Source organism: Microbispora triticiradicis (genome assembly GCF_005864065.1).
Taxonomy (GTDB): Bacteria; Actinomycetota; Actinomycetes; order Streptosporangiales; family Streptosporangiaceae; genus Microbispora; species Microbispora triticiradicis.
This window is the reverse complement of record NZ_VANP01000007.1, coordinates 234,781-255,762: the sequence shown is the minus strand read 5'-3', so window position 1 is coordinate 255,762 and position 20,982 is coordinate 234,781. Positions and strand designations below refer to the sequence as shown.

Genomic DNA, 20,982 nt, shown 5'->3' with positions numbered 1-20,982 from the left:
GTGTCAATCCCCTGAAAGCGTGGAGACGGTCCTATGCCACAACGGCCCTCAGCAGGGCCGTTGATGCTTGCCTCTTCTCGATCATCTGACGCTCGAATGTGCGGGACTGGGTGGACTCCACTAATTGATCATCGATGCCGGCGGCAGTCTGGTGTGGCGGGCGACGCGCCACCACCCGGCGGACTCGGGATGAAAGTTTCACTAAATCTCATCGGAACGGCTCGACTCGTCAAGGTAAAGCCCAGGTGGCGGGCCGATGGCGACCGGGCTTCCTGAGAGATGTGATCCACGTACTTGACGGCGAGACCTTCATTGATTTGACTCCGCACTATCCCGTTCCCCGTCGAATCGATATCCCGACGCTCACTGATGTTAGCGCTAACACGCTCGCAAGGCCTGCCGCATCGGTGCCGTCCGGTCGTGATTCCTGATCGAGAGAAGAAGGCATGATGCTTTCAGGGTACCTGAGAAGGGCGCTCGCGGCCGGGGCGAGCGCGTTGCTCGCCACCGCCTGCCTGGTCGGCGGTGGTACAGCCCAGGCCGCGACGTCGCAGCCGTGTGACATCTACGCCGCAGGCGGGACGCCGTGTGTGGCGGCGCACAGCACCACCCGCGCCCTGTACGGCAACTACAACGGCCCGCTGTACCAGGTGCGGCGATCCTCGGACAACACCACCCGGGACATCGGGGTGCTGAGCCCGGGCGGGGTGGCCAACGCGGCCGCCCAGGACTCGTTCTGCGCCGGCACGAACTGTGTGATCACGATCATCTATGACCAGTCCGGCCGGAACAACCGGCTCACCCAGGCACCGCCCGGCTACTGGAAGGGTCCGGCCGCGGGCGGGTACGACAACCTCGCCGACGCGAAGGCGGCCCCGATCACCATCGGCGGCCAGAAGGCGTACGGCGTCCGGGTGGAGCCCGGCACCGGCTACCGCAACAACCACACCAACGGTGTGGCGACCGGCGACCAGCCTGAGGGCATCTACGCCGTCGTCGACGGCACGCACTACAACCAGTGGTGCTGCTTCGACTACGGCAACGCGCAGACGGATGGGATCGCCGACTCCCCCGCCATCATGGAGACCGTCTACTTCGGCGCCGACAAGCAGTGGGGCTACGGGGCCGGAGCCGGTCCCTGGATCATGGCCGACCTGGAGTGGGGACTGTTCTCCGGCGTGAACGCGGGCTACAACAACCTCGCCCCCATCAACCACCGTTTCGTCACGGCCATGGTGAAGGGCGAGCCGAATCACTGGGCGATCCGGGGCGGGGATGCGCAGTCGGGCGGCCTGACGAACTATTTCGACGGACGGCGCCCCAACGGCTACAACCCGATGAAGAAGGAAGGCGCCATCCTGCTCGGCATCGGCGGTGACAACAGCGTCTCCGGCCGCGGCACCTTCTTCGAGGGCGTGTTGACCTCCGGCTATCCGAGCGCCGCCACCGAGGACGCTGTACAGGCCAACATCGCCGCCGCCGGGTACGCGCCGGCCGGCGGCACCCCGCAGCAGGGCGTCGAGATCGTGGGCGGCCAGTCCGGCCGGTGCGTGGACGTTCCGAACTCCAGCACCGCCAACGGCACCCAGCTGCAGTTGTGGGACTGCTGGAGCGGCACCAACCAGCGGTTCACCTACACCTCGGGCAAGCAGTTGCAGGTGTACGGCAACAAGTGCCTGGACGCCTACGGGCAGGGCACCGCCAACGGCACCCAGGTGATCATCTGGGACTGCAACGGCCAGGCCAACCAGCAGTGGAACGTCAACTCCAACGGCACCATCACCGGCGTGCAGTCGGGCAAGTGCATGGAGGCGAGCAACTTCGGCACCGCCAACGGCACGAAGGTGCAGCTGTGGTCCTGCACCGGCACGACCAGCCAGAAGTGGACCCTGCGCAGCTGATGTCTGGCCTTCTGGTTCGGCGCATGAGGGCGATCGGATGAAACACCGGTGGGTGGAGGTTTAGACACCCGGGTGGGGCTACGGCTCCCCCTGACCGTGCTTCTGCCCACAAGGCGCGAAACGGTCGTAGCGCTGCCACTGAGGCCCTACAGTACGCCGCCCGACCGACAGTTTCCCCTTCCTCGGCCAGGCGGAGGGCGGAGCAGTGATCACCGGTTGTTGTCGCGGATTTGGTAGACGCGCGAGCGATGCAGGCCCAGGCACTCGGTGATGATCTCGGCCGACAAGCCGCCGGCGAGCATGCTGCGCAGGCGGCGCGGGGTGTCCTCGGCATCCAAGACCACGGCGGTGCCGTGGGCCGTTCAGTTCGCCACCTGAACCTCGGCCTGGACCACGTCGCTGGGAAGGTGCCAGCGGATGGCGAACCACTAACGAATCGACTCGCTGACCGGGAGGAAACCGCCAGAGTGACAGCGGATGGCACGCGTGTTAGAAACCGGGGATTCTAGCAGTGAACGCCATCGCTTCAGCCGAGGGAACCGGAGGCGGCACCCCTCCCGAGACCTCGTCCACCGGCAGCAGCGCGGCGGCGCGCGCCTTTGCCCGACTGCATGTCCCATGTCAGGAAGGAACCCCCCTTATGTCCCGACGTCCGTGGCCGGTGATGCTGGCCACGCTGGCGCTGCTGGCTCCTCTGCCGATGGCGCTCAATGTCCCGGCGGCGAATGCGCTGACGATCCCGGCCTCCGACTACCAGCAGGTCGCCCTCGCGACCGGTGGCGGGGAACTGGGTGAGGCGATGTCGCTGGCGGTGTTGCCGAACCGGTCGGTGCTGCACACCGCTCGTGACGGCACGCTGCGGATCACCGATGTCAACGGCACCACGAAGGTGGCCGCCAAGCTGAACGTCTACACCCACGACGAGGAGGGGTTGCAGGGGGTCGCGGTCGACCCGAACTTCGCGACCAACCGCTACGTCTGGCTGTACTACTCGCCGCGGCTGAGCACCCCGTCCGGCGACGCCCCCTCCAGCGGCTCCCAGTCGCAGTTCGACCAGTGGAAGGGGCATCTGAACCTTTCCCGCTTCACGCTCAAGTCCGACAACACGCTGGACCTGAGCAGTGAGAAGGTCGTGCTGGAGGTGCCGAACGACCGGGGCATGTGCTGCCACGTCGGCGGTGACATCGACTTCGACGCGGCCGGGAACCTCTACCTGACCACGGGCGACGACAGCAACCCGTTCGAGTCGGGCGGGTACTCGCCGCTGGACGAGCGCACGGACCGCAACCCGCAGTACGACGTGCAGCGCACGGCGGCCAACACCAACGACCTGCGGGGCAAGCTGCTGCGGATCAAGCCGCAGCCGGACGGGTCGTACACGATCCCGAGCGGGAACCTGTTCGCGCCGGGGACGGCGAAGACGCGGCCGGAGATCTACGCGATGGGGTTGCGCAACCCGTTCCGGATGAGTGTCGACAAGGCCACCGGGGTGGTCTACCTGGGCGACTACGGACCGGACGCGGGGTCGACCAACTCCAACCGCGGGCCGCAAGGGCAGGTGGAGTTCAACCGCATCACCAGCGCGGGGAACTTCGGGTGGCCGTACTGCACCGGGTCCAACAGCACGAACGAGACCTACAACGAGTGGAACTTCGCCACCAACAGCACCGGCCCCAAGTACAACTGCGCGGGCGGCCCGACCAACAACTCCTTCCGCAACACCGGGCTCACCACGCTCCCGGCGGCCAAGCCGGCCTGGATCCGGTACGGAGGGGACGCCGGTTCACCGCCGGAGTTCGGCGGCGGGTCCGAGTCGCCGATGGGCGGGCCGGTCTACCGGTACGACCCGAACCTCAACTCGTCGGTGAAGTTCCCCCAGGCGCTGGACGGGCGGTTCTTCGCGGGTGAGTACGGCCGCAAGTGGATCAAGGCGATCGAGGTCCGCTCCGACGGCGGGTACGGCGAGATCAGCGCGTTCCCCTGGTCGGGCACGCAGGTGATGGACATGGCCTTCGGCCCGGACGGGGCGCTGTACGTCCTGGACTACGGCACCGGGTCCAACAACCAGGCGCTGTACCGGGTCGAGTACATCGGCAAGGCCAACCGCAACCCGATCGCCAAAGCCAGCGCGGACAAGACCTCCGGCGCGGCGCCGCTGACGGTGAACTTCTCCTCCGCGGGCAGCTCCGACCCCGAGGGCGGCACGCTGAGCTACTCCTGGGCGTTCGGGGACGGGACCACCTCCACGTCGGCCAACCCGGCCAAGACCTACACCACCAACGGCACCTACACCGCGACGCTCACCGTCCGTGACCCGCAGGGGCTGACCGGCACGGCGAGTGTGACCGTGAACGTGGGCAACACCGCGCCGTCGGTGGCCCTCACTTCGCCGGTGGAGGGGCAGTTGTTCTCCTTCGGCGACACGGTGCCCTTCCAGGTCAGCGTGTCCGATCCGGAGGACGGGACGATCGACTGCTCGGAGGTGACGGTCACCTACTTCCTGGGACACGACAGCCACGCCCACCAGATCACCTCCAAGTCGGGGTGTTCCGGGTCGATCGCGGTGCCGGTCGACGGTGAGCACGACTCGGCGGCCAACATCTACGGGGTGCTGCAGGCGTCCTACACCGACAAGGGTGGCCTGACCACCACCGTCGTCCGGACGCTGCAGCCGCGGCACCGCCAGGCCGAGCACTTCGGCGCCCAGCAGGGCGTGCAGACGGCCGACCACACCACCGCCGAGGGCGGCAAGACCGTCGGCTACACCGACGACGGCGACTGGATCTCCTTCACCCCCTACAACGTCTCCAACGCCACGCGCATCACCGCGCGGGTGTCGTCCGGTGGCGTCGGCGGCCGGCTGGAGGTGCGGGCGGGCTCCGCGACCGGCACGCTGCTGGGCACGGTGAACGTGTCGCCCACCGGCGGCTGGGAGACCTTCACCGACGTCTCGGCGAACCTCAGCGGAGCGCCGGCCGGGACCACCACGCTGTATCTGGTGTTCCGCGGGGCGACCGGGCAGGGATACCTGTTCGACCTGGACGCCTTCACCCTCGACACCGGCACCCCCACCTCTCCGTCCGCTTCCCCATCCGCGTCGCCGACCCCGCCCACGGGGACCACCAGCGCGATCAAGGGCGTGCCGTCGGGCCGGTGCCTGGACGTCAAGGACGTGTCGCAGACCAACGGTGCGACGCTGCAGATCTGGGCATGCAGCGGCGGCAGCAACCAGAAGTGGACCTCCACCAGCGCGAGCGAGCTGCGCGTCTACGGCAACAAGTGCCTCGATGTGATCGGCGCCGGCACCGCCGACGGCACCGCGGTCGTCATCTGGGACTGCAACGGCCAGAACAACCAGAAGTGGCGCTTCAACTCCGACGGCACGATCACCGCGGTCGGGGCGAACAAGTGCCTGGACGTGTCCGCCTACGGCACCGCCAATGGCACCAAGGTCCAGATCTGGTCCTGCACCGGCCAGACCAACCAGAAGTGGACCCGCGTCTGAAGCTGTCCCGCAGACCACTCCCCACCATCCGACCGACCACCTGATGCGACGCCCGGCACGGCCCCGCCCTCGACCACGAGACAACGGGAACCGCGCCGGGCGCCGCGACGAAAGGACACCCATGCGGAAAGCCGCGAAGGTCTTACTGAGCGCGTCGGCGGCCGCCGCCGCGCTGGTCGCGAGCGTGTCGCTCCCGACCGCCGTCTACGCCGCCGACCCGGCTTACAAGGTGCTCGTGTTCTCCAAGACGGCCGCGTTCCGGCACGACTCCATCCCCGCCGGCGTCCAGGCTATCCGTGACCTGGGCGCCGCGAACAACTTCACCGTGGACGCCACGGAGGACGCGAACGCGTTCACGTCGGGCAACCTCGCGCAGTACAAGGCCGTGGTCTTCCTCAGCACCACCGGGGACGTCCTCAACGCCACCCAGCAGACCGCTTTCCAGTCGTACGTCGACGGGGGCGGCGGATACGTCGGCGTCCACTCCGCGGCCGACACCGAGTACGACTGGCCCTACTACGGGCAGCTGGTGGGCGCCTGGTTCAACAACCACCCGACGATCCAGCAGGCGACCGTCAGGACCGAGGACAGCACGCATCCGGCGACCGCGGGCCTCGCGGCGGCGTGGTCGCGGACCGACGAGTGGTACAACTACCGCACCAACCCGCGGTCCACGACCCACGTGCTGCAGACCCTTGACGAGACCAGCTACAGCGGCGGGAACATGGGCGACCACCCGATCACCTGGTGCCACCCACAGGCGTCCGGGCGGTCGTTCTACACGGGCATGGGTCACTCGATCCAGTCTTACTCCGAGCAGGGCCTCCGCAATCTGCTGCTCGGCGGCATCAGGTACGCCGCCGGCATGGTGCAGGCCGACTGCGCCCCGCCCGGCAACAGCAACGGCACGACGATCGAGGCCGAGTCCTACACCTCGCAGTCGGGAGTCCAGCAGACCACCCAGAGCACGGCCGGCGGCGGCAAAGCGGTCGGCTTCATCGAGAAGGGCGACTGGACGGGTTACTCCTCGGTGAGCACGGCGGGCGCGACCCGGTTCACCGCGCGCGTCTCCTCGGCCGGCTCGGGCGGCACCATTCAGATCCGCTCCGGCTCGCAGACGGGCACCCTGCTCGGCCAGGTCGCGGTCTCGTCCACCGGAAGCTGGGACACCTTCAGGACCGTGTCCGCGACCCTGAACGGCTCGGGGTCGGGGCCGCTCTTCCTGGCCTTCACCGGAGGATCCGGCTACCTGTTTAACGTGGACTCGTTCTCCCTCACTAAGTCCGGCTCCAGCCCGAGTCCGAGTCCCAGTCCGAGCGCCAGCCCCACGCCCAGCAGCCAAACGGTCGAGGGTGAGGCGTACACCGCGCAGTCGGGCCTGCAGCAGGCGAACCACTCCACCGCCAGCGGCGGCAGGACCGCCGGATACATCAACAACGGCGACTGGGCGGCGTACTCGCAGGTGAACACGCAGGGCGCGAAGACGTTCTCGGCGCGGGTGTCCTCCGGCGGCTCGGGCGGGACGATCCAGATCCGGTCCGGGTCGCAGAACGGGACGGTGCTCGGCCAGGTCGCGGTCTCGTCCACCGGAAGCTGGGACACCTTCACGACCGTCTCGACCGCCCTGACCGGCTCGGCGTCCGGTCCGCTGTACCTCGTCCTCACCGGTAACGGCACCGGCTACCTGTACGACCTCGACACCATCACCGTCACCCGATGACGGCAGCCCGGCGGCGAGACGTCCTCGCCGCCGGGCCGTCTCACGGCCGTCTCCGCTCCGACGGCCCGCCGGCCACCGGAACGGCGCCTGCTGCAGGGCGGGGATGACCGTCGTGGTGTGACGGCTGGGTAGCGCGACCATGGTCAGGTAGCGGGACTTGCGGTCGACCAGCGTCGCGACCTGGCTGTTCTTGGCTCGCATCCACGGCCCGGGCCCAGCTCGATGTCCCCCCGCATGCTCGCGACCGGTTTCGTTTACTCGTACGACCTTCGTGTCAGGTATCTGGGGGCCCGATGGCTAGGGTCAGTTACTGAGGGCCGTGAGCCACGATGGAGCTGTGCGGAGGCAACTCCATGTGGCAGTCCCAGCACGTCACTGTTAGCTCGGACCGCGCGAACGGCTGGCCGGAGACCCCGTTGGCCCCGTCGATCCTGTAGTACCCGCACGTGGGGCATGGGTGCGGCGTGAAGGAGTAACCGCATCTTTCACAGAGCCAATGCTCGGACGCCGCCCTGGCCCAGCTGCGCCTGGACAGTTTCGACGTCCGGGAGGACAACGCGGCCCGGCTGTCGCCGTTCGTCCGCCAGATAAGAACCTGCTGGGTCGCTACTCCTTCTCGCTCCCCGAACTGCCCGGAGGCTGTGCCCTCTGCGCGAGCCCAACACTCGTGGCAAGCAAACACCGGCTCACCCGGTGGCCTGGTGGCGGCCGCGCCAGCGCAGCGTCGCGGCGTAGGCGAGTCCCGCGCCGATGAGGATGGCCAGCAGCAGCGCCTCACCGACGGTGTGGATGAGGTAGCGAGGCAGATTCCTGGCGAGGATCCACCGGGCGTCGACGGCGGAGTAGACCAGCTGGGCAATGCCGATGGCCGCCACCCAGCGCACCCGAGGGGTGGCGGCCGCGGTGAGGTACGCGACCGAGGCCGGCCAGATCCACCCGGCCGGCGACCAGGAAACCAGGTGATAGGCGAAGACCGCGGCAACCGACAGCACCAGCACGACCATCGGCCAGCGGCGCCGGAAGAGCACCAGCGCGCCGAGGACCAGCGCGAAAGGAATCGTGGCCGGCCAGGGGGAGGGCACCCCCGTGGCGAGAGCGGCGGCGACGAACACCACCACGGTGCAAGCGGCAAGCGCGAGATCGACGAGCGTGCCGAAGTGACGAACATAAGCAGGCGCGCGCAGCGGCAGCGAATCGGTCATACGACCACCTCCCGGGGGAATGCCAACGGCAGCCGCCACCCTAGGCACCCGCATCGCAGCGGCAGGATCCCTTTACCAACAGGAGGACAAACCAAGGGCCTTTCCTGCCGAGGCCGGGCGGAGATGAGGATTGCCTTCGACGATCCGCGCGGATCTTCACAGGGCGTCAGACCGGCACCGCACGCACCCACCCGCGGTCGCCGTCCAGGAACACCCAGACATCCTCAAGCCCGCCGCGCGCAGCGACACGGCCAGAAAGTCGTCATCCAGACGCTTACTGAGGAACGTGTGCGTCCAATGCCGGTCACCAACGGTGTACTCCATGGTGGCCAGAAGGAGACCGGGCTCGGGCCTGCCGACCTCCGTCATGCGAACGACATGGCCGTCACCAGCCTCACGTTCGAACGGCTGGACCGTGTCGTACCACTCGGGAGGCTTGCGTTGCAGGATCACGCACCCGCCCTCTGCGACGTGGCTGCGGCAGGTGCGCAGAAACGCCTGGCGGAGCTCGTCATCGGCCGTGTCGACCACGAACGACATCAGCAGAACGACGTCGAACGTCCGGTCGAGGGCCAGCGACTGGATCGTGGAGCAGACCCTCTCGGCGCCCTTCACGTGCGCGAGCATCTCAGGCGATTCGTCGACGGCGACCACAGCATGGCCGAGGGCCAGCAGAGGATGAGTGATCCGTCCCGTGCCCGCGCCGAGCTCCAGAATGGCCGCACCCTCGGGGATCGCCGCGTGGATGAGCTCCGGCTCGCCGCGGGGCGCGAGCAGGGCGTAGTAGTCCACTGCGCAGCCGTCCGGAGTGATCGGCCCTGGGCCGGTGCCGTGATCGAGCTTTCTGGAGGTCATGATCCCCATCATGCGACACGATCAGCGATTGGATTCGCCAAGCGAGGCATTGGACTCGTTCTCCACAACCGCTGCCCTAGCGTCGGCTCCCCACCAAACGTGTCCGAAGTGCTCCGAGTCTCATGGAGGAGCTACTCATCGCCGAGATTCCGGTCGCGGACCTGCGGCATTCGACGCAGATCCGCGACCGGAATCAAGCGAGCCTCTCCGACTCGGCCGCAGCGAGTCAGCTTGAGCGTTCACCGGCCCCGCTGGGCACGCTGGCCAGCCGCCGCCTCCTGGCTGTTCCTGAACCCTTGGCGCTCGGCGGGACGTTGATGAGCGCGGCGGTGGATTCGGCGGCGGCTTTGGCCACCTCGGGGAAGACGGTGGTGTAGGTGTCGCGGGTGAAGGTGGAGGAGACGTGGCCGAGTGTCTCCTGGACGATTTTCAGCTCGACGCCGGCGGCGAGCATCAGGGAGGCGGCGCCGTGCCGGAGGTCGTGCAGCCGAAGCGGCGGCAGGTCCGCCTCGTAGCACATCCAGTAGAACTGGTCGGTGACGTGCTGCGGGTGCAGCGGCCTGCCGTACTCGTCGGTGAAGACGAATCCGCTGTCGGTCCAGTCCTCGCCCGCTTTGAGGCGTTCCTTCGCCTGTCGCCTGCGATGCTCTTTCAGGATCTCGAGTGTTTCGGCGTCGAGGGCGATGACGCGGTCGCTGGCGTCGGTCTTCGGCTTGCCCTGCACCGGGGTCCAGCCGAGCTGGGTGATCTGCCAGTTCACCGCGATCGTCCCGGAGGTGAAGCTCACCTCCGGCCAGCGCAGCCCGACGGCCTCGCCCCGGCGTAGCCCGCGCAACGCGATCAGCCGGTACAGCGCGTACAGGCGGTGGCGGCGCGCGTAGGCCAGGAACGCCGAGGTCTGTTCCGGTGTCCACACCATGACCGGTGACGGCCGGGCCGTGCCGAGGTAGACCTGGATCACGTCCACGCTGCGCCCGGCCCGGCGCTCGTCTTCTGCGGCCCGGTTGGCGGCGTGGTCGGCCCTCCAGCGGGCGACGCGCTCCTCGGTCCACACCAGCCCCTTAGGCTGGCTGGCCGCGGGAAGTTCAACCACGGCGGCAGGATTGAAGTCGATCAGCCGATCCTGCTTGATCGCCACATTCAGCGCATGGCGGAGGGTGGCGCGGATGCGGTGCATCGTCGCGGGTCCGACCGGCCGCCGGTACTTCACCTTCGCCCGCTCCTGCGGGTTCCCACTCGCGTAGGCGCTGGTGATGACATCGTTGAACTCCTCGATCGCGTCGAACATGCCGCTGACGTCGGAGACCCGCAGCCGGTCCAGGCGGATGTCGCCGAGGTAGGGGACGACGTAGAGCCGGATGTGCGTCTCGTACGACCGCCGGGTGGTCGGATCGATCTTCTTCTTCCGCTTGAGGAACTCGGCCATCCACTCGGCGACCGTGACCACCCGGTCGAGGTCCTGGTGGGTGCGGACCTTGCGTCTCACCTCCTCGATCGACGGCAGCGCCCGGGTGTCCTTCAGGACCGACAGCATCAGCTTGCAGATCTTCCGCCGAGTGTGCGGGTCGGCGTCCAGGGCAAGCAGGCCGCGGGCGTGGTCGAGTTCGGCCTCGGCATCCTCCAGGGTCGCGAACCCCTGACGCCGCAGCGGGCTACGCCGTCGCCCGTCGGCGTGCGGGGGCAGCTCAAGCTGGTAGGCCCACGTGCCGTGGGTGGAACTCCACCGCTCGCCCCCGCCGCCGGAGCGGCGCAGCTTCGGGCACTTCTTCCCGAGTTGCTTGCCCGTGGCCGCGTCGCGGCAGCCGCAGGTTTTGTAGGTGGTGCCGTTCGCCACGTTGGTCACCCTTCCTCAGTGTCGGGACGGCGTGTGCCGTCGTCGTGGTAGCCGAGCAACGCCCACACCTCCCGCGTCGGCACCAGATAGCTACGTCCGATGCGCAGCACCCGGCAGGGGAACTCGCCGTTCTTGGCCAACTGGTAGGCCTTGGTCCGTCCAAACCCCAGCAGCCGCCCCGCGGTGACCACATCGATCACCGCCGGGAGGTCTCCCAGGTCAGCCGCCCGCATCGGGGACGTCATCGCCCGCCCCCGCACGGGCGCGGGCAGGCCGCCGAAGCGGCGTGGCGTGGTGTCGTTGCCGTGGCCCGGCCGACCCGCCGCCCCCTGCCCCGCCGCCGCTGTACGCGGACGTCGTTGGCCGTGGGGAGACCGGTCGGCCGTGGCCGCCGGTATCGACGCCCACCTCGGCGGTGTGTGTCAAGCAATATCCGCTGGTCACAAGCCCCGCGTCGCCGGACCGGTCCCGTTCTCACCGGTGCCCCCGATCGTCAGACCGCCCGGGGTCGGCGGACTCAGTGAGCGGCTTGTGGAAGATCAGTAGGTCCTCGTGAGCGAGCGCATGGATCGGCACCCCGCGCTCCCAGGCCTTGCGTGCCTCGTGAAGCTGGAAGAACGACGCCCGATTGATCACACGGCCGTCGTCGATCCCGCACAGCAGACACACGATCCGATCGGTGAAGACCAGCCCGATCTGCTCAGCCACCCGGAGAACCCGGCCGGGCAGATCGACCAGCTCGCCCCGCACCCGGTACGGCCTCACGGTGATCGCGACCACGCCACCCGGTCGGAGAAGGGTCGTGGCAGCGGCCAGGATCTGAGCGAAGCCCTCCAGCAGGACCGGCAGGCGCTGATGGGCGAGATTGGCCCGGTCGCAGGAGTAGTGGTGGTTCCACTTGCGGATCCCCGGCTCCCCAGTGTCACGGGTGGAACGAATATGCCCATGCGTGTAGGACCCGTACGGCGGGGAGGTGAGCATCAGCGCCGCCGTACCCGCCAGACCGGGCAGGAGGCGGGAGGCGTTCCGGGAGTCGCCGATCACAACCTGGGCCGCTCCGGGGGCACCGTTCCATCGGGCATGAGCGACATTCTCGGCCGCGCGCTTGGCCCACTGCCCCTCGTACTCGATGCCGGCCGCGTGCCGGCCCTGGTGGATCGCCTCTACCAAGGTGGTGCCGATCCCGCACATCGGATCGACCACCAGCTCACCCGGCTCGGTGTAGGTGGCGATCACCTGGGCGGCGATGGCGGGCAGCATCTTGCCCGGATGCTTCATCGACTCGGGCAGGTAGCGGTCTCGCCGCTGAGTCCGTGAGGGCTGCTGCCCCGTCACCCACACCGATCCGACCGGCTCACGCATCACGAGTGCTCCTCTCCACCCGGGCAGGAGCCGGCGGACGCCGAAGATCTGAGGGGTTTGCTGAAGATCAGCACATCCGCGTGCGCCCGTAGCGCCATGGGCACATGCGGCGAGACAGCCTGCGTTCTCCTGGCGGCGATGTGCGCCGGGAGCAGGGACAAGACGATCTGGCGTCGCCGGATCGGGCCGTGTACCGCGACGATGTGCTGCAGGTAAACCAGCCCCGCCCGCTGCGCCTCCCCGATAAGGCCAGGCATCGGGTCGCGCGGGCGCCCCTCGATCAGGTGCATACCGGTGACGACCACCAGGTGGCCGCCGGGGGCCAACAGAGCAGCAGACTCGATCAGCGGGCTCTCGCCGGGAGACCCGTCGATCGAGGTCGTGTTCGGCTCCGCCTCGCAGGTCCGCCGGACGACGACAAGGGCTGCTTCACCGCGCCGGTAGGCCAGCGCCGTGTAGGCGGCCTCTGCTCGGGCGACCCGCACCTCGACCTTGTGCCGGTCGGCTATGTCGCGGCCGGAGATCGCCCGCGTCCAGATGACACCCGCCACAGCGTGGTCGACGACCACGGCCGAGACTCGGCGGCCGAAGACCACCGCGTTGACCACCACCATGTGATCGGCGGGGTGAACGTCGACGACCAGATCGCCGGCTCGACTGCAGGTGGTGATGAGTTGGCGAGCCAGCCGCCCGGTGATCGGCATGCAGCAGCCATTAGCGCAGGCGGCGGGCGACTGGCCCTCCGGAGCGGTCAGCCAAACGCTGAGCGGCAGATGCCGTACCGGCGAGAAGCGCTCCGAGGAGCTGCCGGACGATTCCGTACTGGAGTGCGGGGCTGTTGTCACGATGGCGTGGCCCGGTCACCCCGGCCACCTGATCCCTGTCGCTTAACCAAATACCTGCCGCCCGAGCCGCGTTGGGACAGCCCCAGGTGAAGGCGCCCACCGGGTGGAGCCTGGTCGGCGTCAGGACATCAAGGCGAGGCCGAGAAGGGCGCGACGGTACGGGTAATACGGGGGCTTGCCCGTACCGTCGCGCTGGGCCTGCCGCGCGTCAGACCGCGCGCGAGCAGGCCATATGCGGCCCTGCTATGGGGGAAAGCAGAGACCGCGACCGCGCCGCCGTAGCTGGGGGTGCACAGGACGGCGCGGAGCTTCACCGGGTCGTCTCATGAGGCGTCTGCCGGATCGGTGGCAGTCGTCAATCAGGAGGAACGCTCAGCGGACCATCCCAACCATGACCACCGGCTGTCATCAGCTGGTAGTAGCGTCCACGCTTGAGACGGCATGCGCCGTCGCCGGGCTGCCGCCAATCCGAAACCAGACCACGTTCCCAACCTCGTCGTCGTGGTGGAACCCCCAGGCGTCTGCCATCGCGTTCACCATCCACAGGCCCCGGCCTCCGGCATCCTCCTCCGACAGATCCCGGACGACGGGGACGCTCGTCGCGGAGCCGTCATCGATCACCTCACAGTGGGCGATGCCGCCGCCGGTGGCCAGAACCACGGTGACGAGGCCATCCGGGTTACGCCCCGAGTCCGAATGGACAATGGAGTTGGTGATCAGCTCGCTGAGTAACAGCACGGCATCGTCGGCGAGTTCCTCTGCCACCTCTGCAGCCAGCAGACGCCTCGCCCAAGCGCGGGCGTCACCAACGGACGCTGCCCGGCCGGGCAACTGTATCCACCCCAAAAGGCGCAGTTCCCTCGCGATCGCAACCTGATCGCGGAAACGGGCCTCGTGGAGTTCCTGACGCCCAATCACGCGATCACCGCCGGCAGGATTCGCTCAGCTGAACTCGCATCAAGTGCCCACACACATTCATCGCGCCGCCAGAATCGCGACCACCAGGGATTCCAAATGAATGCCCAGCCATGCGCGCGACGAATTACCCGAATGCGAACAGGTCGCCTAACGCCCCACGCGATGTCCAGCAGCGGGGGCTCACCGCGGGCCATCATCACGGAGGTAGCGATCCCGAGATGCCGCAAGTCCCATGCCAGGCGAACCAGGTGAATGAATTGCTGCTCCCGCTCGTTGGTTTCCATATCGGACCTCTCCAATGCCATCGCGGCTCAAGACCAGAGACGTCGAACCACCTGCTCATCGGGCCACCATGTGATCACCAGCCCGCCTTCCGAGTATGCAGTTGCCACCAGTCCTGACACAGGATCGGCGTACGCCTAGAGTGCCCGCACCTAGCGGGAATTCGAAGCCGGAATTGCATACCAGCGAAAACCAGATGATGACATCAGCGGTCTAGGCTGGTTGGTTAGCGGCATGACCGCTACATTATGAGGCGGCTCCACCGCTCCTTGGAGGGATGAAATGACCCACGAGCCGACCCCCGACTCCACGGGTCCACGGGCGCGTTTCGGTGCCGAGATGCGGCGTCTACGAGAGGCGGCCCAACTGTCACAAGCCGCAGTGGCCTCGCGGCTGGGCTGCACGCAAACCCAGGTGAGCCGCCTGGAGATGGCGAAGCGAACGCCGTCGAAATCGGACGCGAAGAAGCTGGACCAAATCTTTGGACTGAGCGATAGGCAATACTTTGTTAGCCTGTACCGCCGGATCGCCTCGCACCCGGGAGGACCCGGCTGGTTCCTGGGCTGGGTAGAAGAGATCGAGCCTTCAGCAGCGGTGCTTCGCTCCTGGGATCCTCTTCTCATCCCAGGCCTGCTGCAGACGGAGCCCTACGCGCGAGAGCTGTTCCGCCGGGAACCCCGAATCGCCGATGACGAGGTTGAAGCACGCGTCCATGCCCGTTTGCAGCGCCGGCAGATCCTCGACAGAGATGACCCACCCATGGTCTTGGTCCTCTTCGATGCCAGCGTGCTACGGCGTCAGGTGGGCGACCGCGAGGTGATGCGCGACCAACTCAGCTACCTCCTTGAGGTCGCCACCCATCCCGCCATATCCATCCAGGTCGTCGACCCCCGGTGTCTTCCCGGTCTGGCGGGCGCTTTCATGATCGCAGAGCTGCCGAACGGGGAGCCGGAGACGATTCATGCGGACTCCCCCGCAGAGGGGCAGGTCTCATCGGATCCGAACCTCGTGACCTCCATCCGAAACCGGTATGAAGCGATACGGCTGTGGGCCTATCCTGAGCACGAGTCACTCAGAATGATCGAGGAAGTGAAGCAAGAATGGACCTGAGCGCCGCCGTCTGGCGGAAGTCGTCGCGCTCTTCAGGGAACGGCGGGCAGTGCGTGGAAGTCGCTGCCAATCTACCTGGTGTGATTGCGGTCCGCGACAGCAAGAACCCAAGTGGCCCTAAACTGCTCTTTACTCCCGAAGAATGGGAAGCCTTCATCAGCGGTGTCAAAGACGGAGAGTTCGACCAGGCTTGATGGGCAATTTCTGCTCACGAAGTACGACAGCCACGCTATGCCTCTTCAGGGAAGAGCCCTTCAACCTCGCCCGGCAACAATTGACTGCAGCTCTGTCACGGGCTTCGAAAGGCGCAACATGAGCCGTTTCACGAGAACGGCAGCCTCGCGCGTCCAGTCCACCTTGAGCTGAAGGACGGACCTGAGGCGCGGTGTCTCGGGCGCAGGCGACGGCCTCGAGACCCGTGATGTCACTGACGTCGTTCTATTCGAAGAATTCCGGGGAAAGCCAGAACGAATTCAACATAGTCCCACTCAGGCCGAGATGAACGTCATCGGCAATCTCCACCAATTCCTCTGGTAGTTGCCGATCCCGCACTACTCGAACCAAGCCGGAACTCTCGTCGAACAGCACCTCCCAGTCTGATCGCGCGATCGATACAGAGATACCTTCCTCAAGTGGCGGGTCGTCCAGCTCCACTTTCACTCTGCCACTCGCGGATCTCGGCAGTTTCAAATCTGCCCGCCGCCACGACTCCTTCGGTAGATAACCCCACACGTAGAGGGCGAAACCGGTGTCCACTGCAACCTCCAACTGAAGGGTGTCAGCAACGAGACTCGTACTCCCTCCCTCACCCACCAACCCAGCCAGGTCGTCCAAGTTACGCAGTTGGAAGGTGAACCCTCGGTCCGACTCGGAGTAGCGGAGCGTGCCCGCTAGCGGGTTCGCCGCTTCAGCTGTAAATTTGTGCGCCATTTCTACCTGACGAAGTTGAAGTGGAGGATCGTATTAGTGTTGGTGTCAACCACCAATTCCCACGTACCCGAGCGCCCATTGAGGGCACCTGGAGTATCCCATCTAACCGCCCCGGCAACTCCTCCCGGGTCCAGCCTCGGCGTGCTTCCTTCCATGATTTCACGAACCACTAGGGTGGAATTCATGTATGGCCGCGCCGACCTACCCTTCTTGGTGATGTCATCGAAGTGCTTCGCCACCGTCTGAGTCATTTTCAGGTCGTCTGCACTGATTTTAGATGCCAGCACAACTGGATCACACGGACCAGAATTGTGTACCAATACCGGCGTCTCACCCGCGAGCACATAGTACGTGTGCAGGTCGTTGACGGTGACGTCGTGTGTGCGTTGCTGGCCCTGCTGGTCGCGAACCTGGGTCACGGCCGCACTGGCGCCGTTCGGGGTGCGTAGTTCGTCGCCGACCCGGAGGTCACCGGCGTTCTTCCACCGCTGCTCGTCCGCAAGCCAGAACGAGTGGTTGTCAGTGGCCGTGACGGTGGCGGGTCCTTGGTCGGTGGTGATGGTGAGCCGGGTGAAGTCTTTGTCGTCTTCGGTGGTGAAGGTATTGGTCACTGGCTGCGTGGCGGTGATGCGCTGTACCTGTGGGTCACTGGCGGCGACCCGGTCTCCGATACGTATGTTCTCGATGGCCCGGGTGCTGCCGTCCGCGAGCAGCACTTTGGTGCCGGACGGGAAGCTGTGCGGCTTGGCGCAGGTCGCAGCGTCCCGTTCCGACTTCGCCTGATTTGCGAGCTTCTCCGCTTCGACTTTGGCCAGCGCGCGGGCGTCGATCAGGGTGTTGGCGCGGAGTGGAATGGAGTAGCGGACGGTGCAGCCGCAAGCCTGGGCCTGGGCCTCGGCCTGCGCCTTGATATGGGCCGCGACCGTGGAGTAGAGCGGCCCGGCCCCTGGGTTGGAGCACGTCAGAGTGCCCGAGACGTTGGTGCCTCTAACTGGGAAGGTGCGCTGTGGGCTGGTGCACTGGCCAGCGGACTTGCCGTCGATGGAGAAGGTCGCGCTCATCACGGCGGTGACCTCGCCCTGGGTGACGCGTTCCTTCCGGGCGATGGAGGAGACGTTGCCGGTGAAGTTCTGGGTGGCGGTGCAGCCTGACGAGCCGCAGTTCATTTCGCCCGCGCCGTCGAGGGTGAAGGTGATGCCGTGGTCGGTCGCGTCCTTGAGCTGGTTGGCGTACTCCACGAGGGTGTCGAACATCTTGTCGACGGCGTCGCCGAGGATCGGGGTCAGGTCCATTCCCTCGCCGTCGCCGGACGCCAGCGGACCGGTGGTCACCCTGCTGGGAGTCGTCGGCGCCTCCCCCTTCTCAAGCTGGTCCCTCATGGCGGAGAGCTCTTCGAGAGCGTCGTATGCCTGCAGCCGCAGCACCTGGTGCGGCTTCTCCTTCGTCACTAGGAGGCGACCGGCCGAGGTATCGATGCCGAGCGCGGGCGTTCCGTTCACGCTCAGCGGCTGCTGCCCAGACGTGCTCGACGTCTTCGACTTGTTGGCTGGCTGCGGTGACTTCTCCAGGTCGACCAGGGCCTTTTTCAGCACGGCCGCCAGCTTCGACGGGGGGATGGTGCGGGCCAGCGCCTCGTCCACGAGCTCGGAGCCGTCGTCCAGCCCCACCATCCACTCGCTGGGCGGCGCCTTCTCGCCCGCCGCCACGTCCTCCCTCGGGGCGGGGTCGACCTGCCACCGCATGAACGTCTTGCCGCCGATGCGTAGCACGTCCTGGCCGTAGTCGTTCCGCCGCCCGGAGTACGTGGTGCCGAACTGGCTGCCGCTGGCGGTGACGGTGATCTCGTTCTCGGTGATGCCGAAAGCCGAGGTGTCCTTGTAGCGCAGGCCAGGGGCAACGGCAAGGGCGTCAACGGCTTCCCGGAACGGCTGGAGGTTTCGCTGAGCAACCTTCGCCTGGTCAGAGTCGGAGAACGAGGACGTCAGCGACAAGAGCCCGGCTACCAGCGTCACGACGACGAAACCGGCCACGCCGACGAGCACCGCTCGTTGGCGTCCGGTCAGAACCTGGATCCGCGCTATCCAGGGACCGCTGGCGGGCGGGCCGGCAGGCACTGGAGGCTGGGTGAGGGCCGCGGGCGTGGTCGTCCCGTCCGGGCTGGCGGCGGACGTCGGCGAGGGATTCGGCAGGGGTGGCGGGGCAGCGAGGGATGGTGGCGTGTCGGAGATTGAGGGGGCTTCCGGTGCCGGCGGCGCGCTCGGCTCGTCTGCCGCGGGGCCGCGCGTGAGTGGCTGTTCGCCGCTGGGGTTCGGTTCCGTCATGACTCCCTCTCCTTGTCCATGACGCGTCTTCACGTGAGCTGAAGATGGACCGCCGTGACGGCCGGATCCGGGGGTGCTGGCCTCAACTGCCTGGGTGGGTCAGGAGAACGCGGAACTAGTATTGGTGAGTTGCGCCTCTGTTGACCAAGGTTTGTGGAATCTGTTGCATCGCAGTGGCGAGTGATGCCAGTAGCGGCCGGGTTGCCGACATCGACCGCGCTATCGGCACCGCGCTGGCGTGTCCCTGGGCGCCGTCCAGAAGATCCTCAAGAGGGAGGCCGACCCGGACCGGCGCCCTGGCTCGGGTCGCCTCGTCCGTGCGGGCCTTCGTGCAGGTGCGCACCCCCACGCCGCTCCCCCACGGCAAGGCCCGACCACCAGACGATGCCCTCACGATCATGCTGACTGAGGCGGGCCAGCACCGGGTGATCGTGGACGCCGTACGAGTGGTCAAGAAGGTTCGGGCAGCCCTTCTCCGGCCAGTGATGACGAGAACTTGACCGGTCCCGATGTGCTGGAGCCATCGCCGCAGGTCAAACAGTTTCGGCACACCTTTTGGGCACCCCTCTCGGAGGGGTGCCGGGTCTTCTAGTCGCTCTTTTCGCAGCTCAGAGTGTGTTCCGGACGTCGAAGAATCCTTTTGCTGATCATCGCGCTGTCCGGTGTCCGTACTGATCTTGTCCCGTTCCTGACCAGGCCCGGTGGCAGATCAGCGGTGTCCGAACCGATCGTCATTCGGGGGCCGCAATGCCATCCACCGACACCATCGCCACCAACACCACCCCCGGCGACCTCCAAGTCTCCGGTACCGAGCCACCCTCTTTCAAAACCACACCGCGCACCGCCGCCACCTCCCACCTCCCGCTGGACGTCGCGGAGAACGCCTTCCGTCTGCTCATGCAGGGTCCGGAGCCGCTGTCGGTCGACGGCAGCAGGGTCTGCGCCGACCTTCTGCGGCGAACGATCCCGCTGGACGAACTGCGGGCGATCCTGCTGCACCCCTCCTGCGGGCGTAAGACACGTGATGAGGTCTGGCGGCACCTCATCACCCAGTCCCGCACCCACCACGGCGGGTGGACTATCGCCGTCGTCGCACTCGCCCTACCGATGCTGCGCCGCCTGGTCAGAACACTGTCCGAGACCGTCACCGCGGACCGGGAAGACCTGGAAGCCGAAGTGCTCGCCTGCTACCTGGACGCCCTGGACAGGGTGAACCTGGCCTGGACGCACCCGCTGCTGCGGCTGTTTCGGCTCACCCGGTTCGCCGTCCTCCGCGCCTACGCCGTCAAGCCGCCCGAGCTGCTGACCGATCCCGACCCGGCCCACGACGAGAGCCTCGTCTACCCCGCCGGCCACCCTGACCTGCTCCTGGCGGAGGCGGTCCGGCAGCAGATCATTACGGCGGAGGCGGCCGAGCTGATCGGGCTTACCCGGCTGGAGAACCTTCCACTGTCGGTCTACTGCCGCCACCGCGGCCTGCTCTACTGCGCGGTGCTCAAGCGCCGCCAGCGGGCCGAGGCCCGGCTGGCCAAGGCCCTCATCGACGGGCAACTGTCCCTGCCCTCGCTCTGATCGATTTCCGGCGGCCATGTCCCAACCGGGGCAGGAAGCCAAGTCTTTCCACAGGTGCAAGGGAAGTACGGGCGCATCTTCCGAGCTCGCCGGGCCGCACTCCGGCCACCGGTCCCTGTCACCCACCGGCATCGGAACTTCCAGCCCTTCGAAGGAGGACGCCCACCAGGCCACGGCAGGCCGGCGGCGCCCGTACTTCCCGGCACCTACCTCCAGGCATCAGCAGCAATAACTCAGGAGGCAGCAGTGGCATCCCACCGCACCAAGCGCCGCCATACCATGGGGGCCGTCGCCGCCGTGGCGAGCGGTATGGCGCTAGGCCTGCTCATCGAGACGGGCATCGCGTGGGCCATCAGCGACACCGGTATCGCCTCCGGCGTTCTGGCCGCGCTGTCGTCGCTGAACGAGGTCATCGACAACCTGCGCAACGTCATCGTCGGCCTGCTCGTCGCCCTCGCCACGTTGTTTTTGACGATCGGGGGTGTCCGCTACATCCTCGCTGGTGGCGACCCGAGCGAGGTCGAGGCAGCCAAAAGGACCCTGCGCTACGCCGGGATCGGGTACGGCATCGCGACCCTGGCGCCGCTGCTGGTCAGCATCCTCAAGGGCATCGTGGGAGCCTGAC

At 67.1% G+C, this 20,982-nt stretch carries 18 protein-coding genes; 7 read left to right on the top strand and 11 right to left on the bottom strand.

Annotated elements, in window-relative coordinates:
- Positions 1-446 precede the first annotated feature (446 nt).
- Positions 447-1,901: an arabinofuranosidase catalytic domain-containing protein gene (locus FED44_RS37480; protein ID WP_111699106.1), complete on the top strand. Its 1,455-nt coding sequence runs from the start codon at positions 447-449 to the stop codon at positions 1,899-1,901.
- 209 nt (positions 1,902-2,110) lie between these two features.
- On the opposite strand, the gene FED44_RS38140 is transcribed toward FED44_RS37480, so the two are convergent.
- Positions 2,111-2,239, bottom strand: a complete 129-nt coding sequence (locus tag FED44_RS38140) for a hypothetical protein (RefSeq protein ID WP_263641862.1) — start codon at positions 2,237-2,239, stop codon at positions 2,111-2,113.
- Positions 2,240-2,541: 302 nt separating this feature from the next.
- Between FED44_RS38140 and FED44_RS20175 the strand changes: the two genes are divergently transcribed.
- Together FED44_RS20175 and FED44_RS20170 are read left to right on the top strand one after the other, a co-directional pair.
- The gene (locus FED44_RS20175) at positions 2,542-5,406 is read left to right on the top strand and encodes a PQQ-dependent sugar dehydrogenase (protein WP_138461671.1); all 2,865 of its coding nucleotides are present in this window, start codon (positions 2,542-2,544) and stop codon (positions 5,404-5,406) included.
- A 121-nt stretch (positions 5,407-5,527) separates the two neighbouring features.
- Positions 5,528-7,126, top strand: a complete 1,599-nt coding sequence (locus FED44_RS20170) for a ThuA domain-containing protein (protein ID WP_138461670.1) — start codon at positions 5,528-5,530, stop codon at positions 7,124-7,126.
- A 686-nt stretch (positions 7,127-7,812) separates the two neighbouring features.
- On the opposite strand, the gene FED44_RS20165 is transcribed toward FED44_RS20170, so the two are convergent.
- From FED44_RS20165 to FED44_RS20130, 8 genes are all read right to left on the bottom strand, one after another.
- Positions 7,813-8,328, bottom strand: coding sequence for a hypothetical protein (locus tag FED44_RS20165; RefSeq protein ID WP_138461669.1), 516 nt, complete (start codon positions 8,326-8,328; stop codon positions 7,813-7,815).
- Positions 8,329-8,484: 156 nt separating this feature from the next.
- Positions 8,485-9,183: a class I SAM-dependent methyltransferase gene (locus FED44_RS20160; RefSeq protein WP_208759080.1), complete on the bottom strand. Its 699-nt coding sequence runs from the start codon at positions 9,181-9,183 to the stop codon at positions 8,485-8,487.
- A gap of 226 nt (positions 9,184-9,409) precedes the next feature.
- Complete coding sequence (locus FED44_RS20155; RefSeq protein ID WP_138461668.1) at positions 9,410-11,026, bottom strand: tyrosine-type recombinase/integrase; 1,617 nt, start codon at positions 11,024-11,026, stop codon at positions 9,410-9,412.
- Positions 11,023-11,250: a helix-turn-helix domain-containing protein gene (locus tag FED44_RS20150; protein ID WP_208759079.1), complete on the bottom strand. Its 228-nt coding sequence runs from the start codon at positions 11,248-11,250 to the stop codon at positions 11,023-11,025. Before FED44_RS20150 ends, FED44_RS20155 begins: the two co-directional genes overlap by 4 nt.
- A 241-nt stretch (positions 11,251-11,491) precedes the next feature.
- The gene (locus FED44_RS20145) at positions 11,492-12,379 is read right to left on the bottom strand and encodes a TRM11 family SAM-dependent methyltransferase (protein ID WP_138461666.1); all 888 of its coding nucleotides are present in this window, start codon (positions 12,377-12,379) and stop codon (positions 11,492-11,494) included.
- Positions 12,379-13,083 (bottom strand): hypothetical protein, encoded by a 705-nt coding sequence (locus FED44_RS20140; RefSeq protein WP_138461665.1) that lies wholly within the window; start codon positions 13,081-13,083, stop codon positions 12,379-12,381. Before FED44_RS20140 ends, FED44_RS20145 begins: the two co-directional genes overlap by 1 nt.
- A gap of 549 nt (positions 13,084-13,632) precedes the next feature.
- On the bottom strand, positions 13,633-14,142 hold the full coding sequence (locus FED44_RS20135; protein WP_138461664.1) for an ATP-binding protein: 510 nt from the start codon (positions 14,140-14,142) through the stop codon (positions 13,633-13,635).
- Entirely contained in the window at positions 14,139-14,426 is a 288-nt protein-coding gene (locus FED44_RS20130) for a hypothetical protein (protein ID WP_138461663.1), read from the bottom strand. The genes FED44_RS20135 and FED44_RS20130 overlap by 4 nt, the downstream gene beginning before the upstream one ends.
- A gap of 280 nt (positions 14,427-14,706) precedes the next feature.
- Here FED44_RS20130 and FED44_RS20125 point away from each other — a divergent pair, with 280 nt between their 5' ends.
- Both FED44_RS20125 and FED44_RS20120 read left to right on the top strand, forming a co-directional pair.
- Positions 14,707-15,534: a helix-turn-helix domain-containing protein gene (locus FED44_RS20125; protein WP_138461662.1), complete on the top strand. Its 828-nt coding sequence runs from the start codon at positions 14,707-14,709 to the stop codon at positions 15,532-15,534.
- On the top strand, positions 15,525-15,728 hold the full coding sequence (locus tag FED44_RS20120; protein ID WP_138461661.1) for a DUF397 domain-containing protein: 204 nt from the start codon (positions 15,525-15,527) through the stop codon (positions 15,726-15,728). The genes FED44_RS20125 and FED44_RS20120 overlap by 10 nt, the downstream gene beginning before the upstream one ends.
- 244 nt (positions 15,729-15,972) lie before the next feature.
- On the opposite strand, the gene FED44_RS20115 is transcribed toward FED44_RS20120, so the two are convergent.
- Positions 15,973-16,290: a hypothetical protein gene (locus FED44_RS20115; protein ID WP_138461660.1), complete on the bottom strand. Its 318-nt coding sequence runs from the start codon at positions 16,288-16,290 to the stop codon at positions 15,973-15,975.
- Positions 16,291-16,466: 176 nt separating this feature from the next.
- Complete coding sequence (locus FED44_RS20110; protein WP_138461659.1) at positions 16,467-18,785, bottom strand: Hint domain-containing protein; 2,319 nt, start codon at positions 18,783-18,785, stop codon at positions 16,467-16,469.
- Between the two features lie 747 nt (positions 18,786-19,532).
- On the opposite strand from FED44_RS20110, the gene FED44_RS20105 reads away from it, so the two are divergent.
- On the top strand, positions 19,533-20,357 hold the full coding sequence (locus tag FED44_RS20105; RefSeq protein ID WP_138461658.1) for a hypothetical protein: 825 nt from the start codon (positions 19,533-19,535) through the stop codon (positions 20,355-20,357).
- A gap of 246 nt (positions 20,358-20,603) precedes the next feature.
- Positions 20,604-20,981: a pilin gene (locus FED44_RS20100; RefSeq protein WP_225311837.1), complete on the top strand. Its 378-nt coding sequence runs from the start codon at positions 20,604-20,606 to the stop codon at positions 20,979-20,981.
- Position 20,982: the final 1 nt, after the last annotated feature.

Bases quoted from the DNA above. Each gene is read 5' to 3' on its own strand.
- FED44_RS37480 (WP_111699106.1), top strand. From the start codon at position 447: ATGATGCTTTCAGGGTACCTGAGAAGGGCGCTCGCGGCCGGGGCGAGC.
- FED44_RS20175 (WP_138461671.1), top strand. From the start codon at position 2,542: ATGTCCCGACGTCCGTGGCCGGTGATGCTGGCCACGCTGGCGCTGCTG.
- FED44_RS20170 (WP_138461670.1), top strand. From the start codon at position 5,528: ATGCGGAAAGCCGCGAAGGTCTTACTGAGCGCGTCGGCGGCCGCCGCC.
- FED44_RS20165 (WP_138461669.1), bottom strand. From the start codon at position 8,328: ATGACCGATTCGCTGCCGCTGCGCGCGCCTGCTTATGTTCGTCACTTC.
- FED44_RS20160 (WP_208759080.1), bottom strand. From the start codon at position 9,183: ATGACCTCCAGAAAGCTCGATCACGGCACCGGCCCAGGGCCGATCACT.
- FED44_RS20150 (WP_208759079.1), bottom strand. From the start codon at position 11,250: ATGCGGGCGGCTGACCTGGGAGACCTCCCGGCGGTGATCGATGTGGTC.
- FED44_RS20145 (WP_138461666.1), bottom strand. From the start codon at position 12,379: ATGCGTGAGCCGGTCGGATCGGTGTGGGTGACGGGGCAGCAGCCCTCA.
- FED44_RS20140 (WP_138461665.1), bottom strand. From the start codon at position 13,083: ATGCCGATCACCGGGCGGCTGGCTCGCCAACTCATCACCACCTGCAGT.
- FED44_RS20130 (WP_138461663.1), bottom strand. From the start codon at position 14,426: ATGGAAACCAACGAGCGGGAGCAGCAATTCATTCACCTGGTTCGCCTG.
- FED44_RS20125 (WP_138461662.1), top strand. From the start codon at position 14,707: ATGACCCACGAGCCGACCCCCGACTCCACGGGTCCACGGGCGCGTTTC.
- FED44_RS20120 (WP_138461661.1), top strand. From the start codon at position 15,525: ATGGACCTGAGCGCCGCCGTCTGGCGGAAGTCGTCGCGCTCTTCAGGG.
- FED44_RS20110 (WP_138461659.1), bottom strand. From the start codon at position 18,785: ATGACGGAACCGAACCCCAGCGGCGAACAGCCACTCACGCGCGGCCCC.
- FED44_RS20105 (WP_138461658.1), top strand. From the start codon at position 19,533: ATGCCATCCACCGACACCATCGCCACCAACACCACCCCCGGCGACCTC.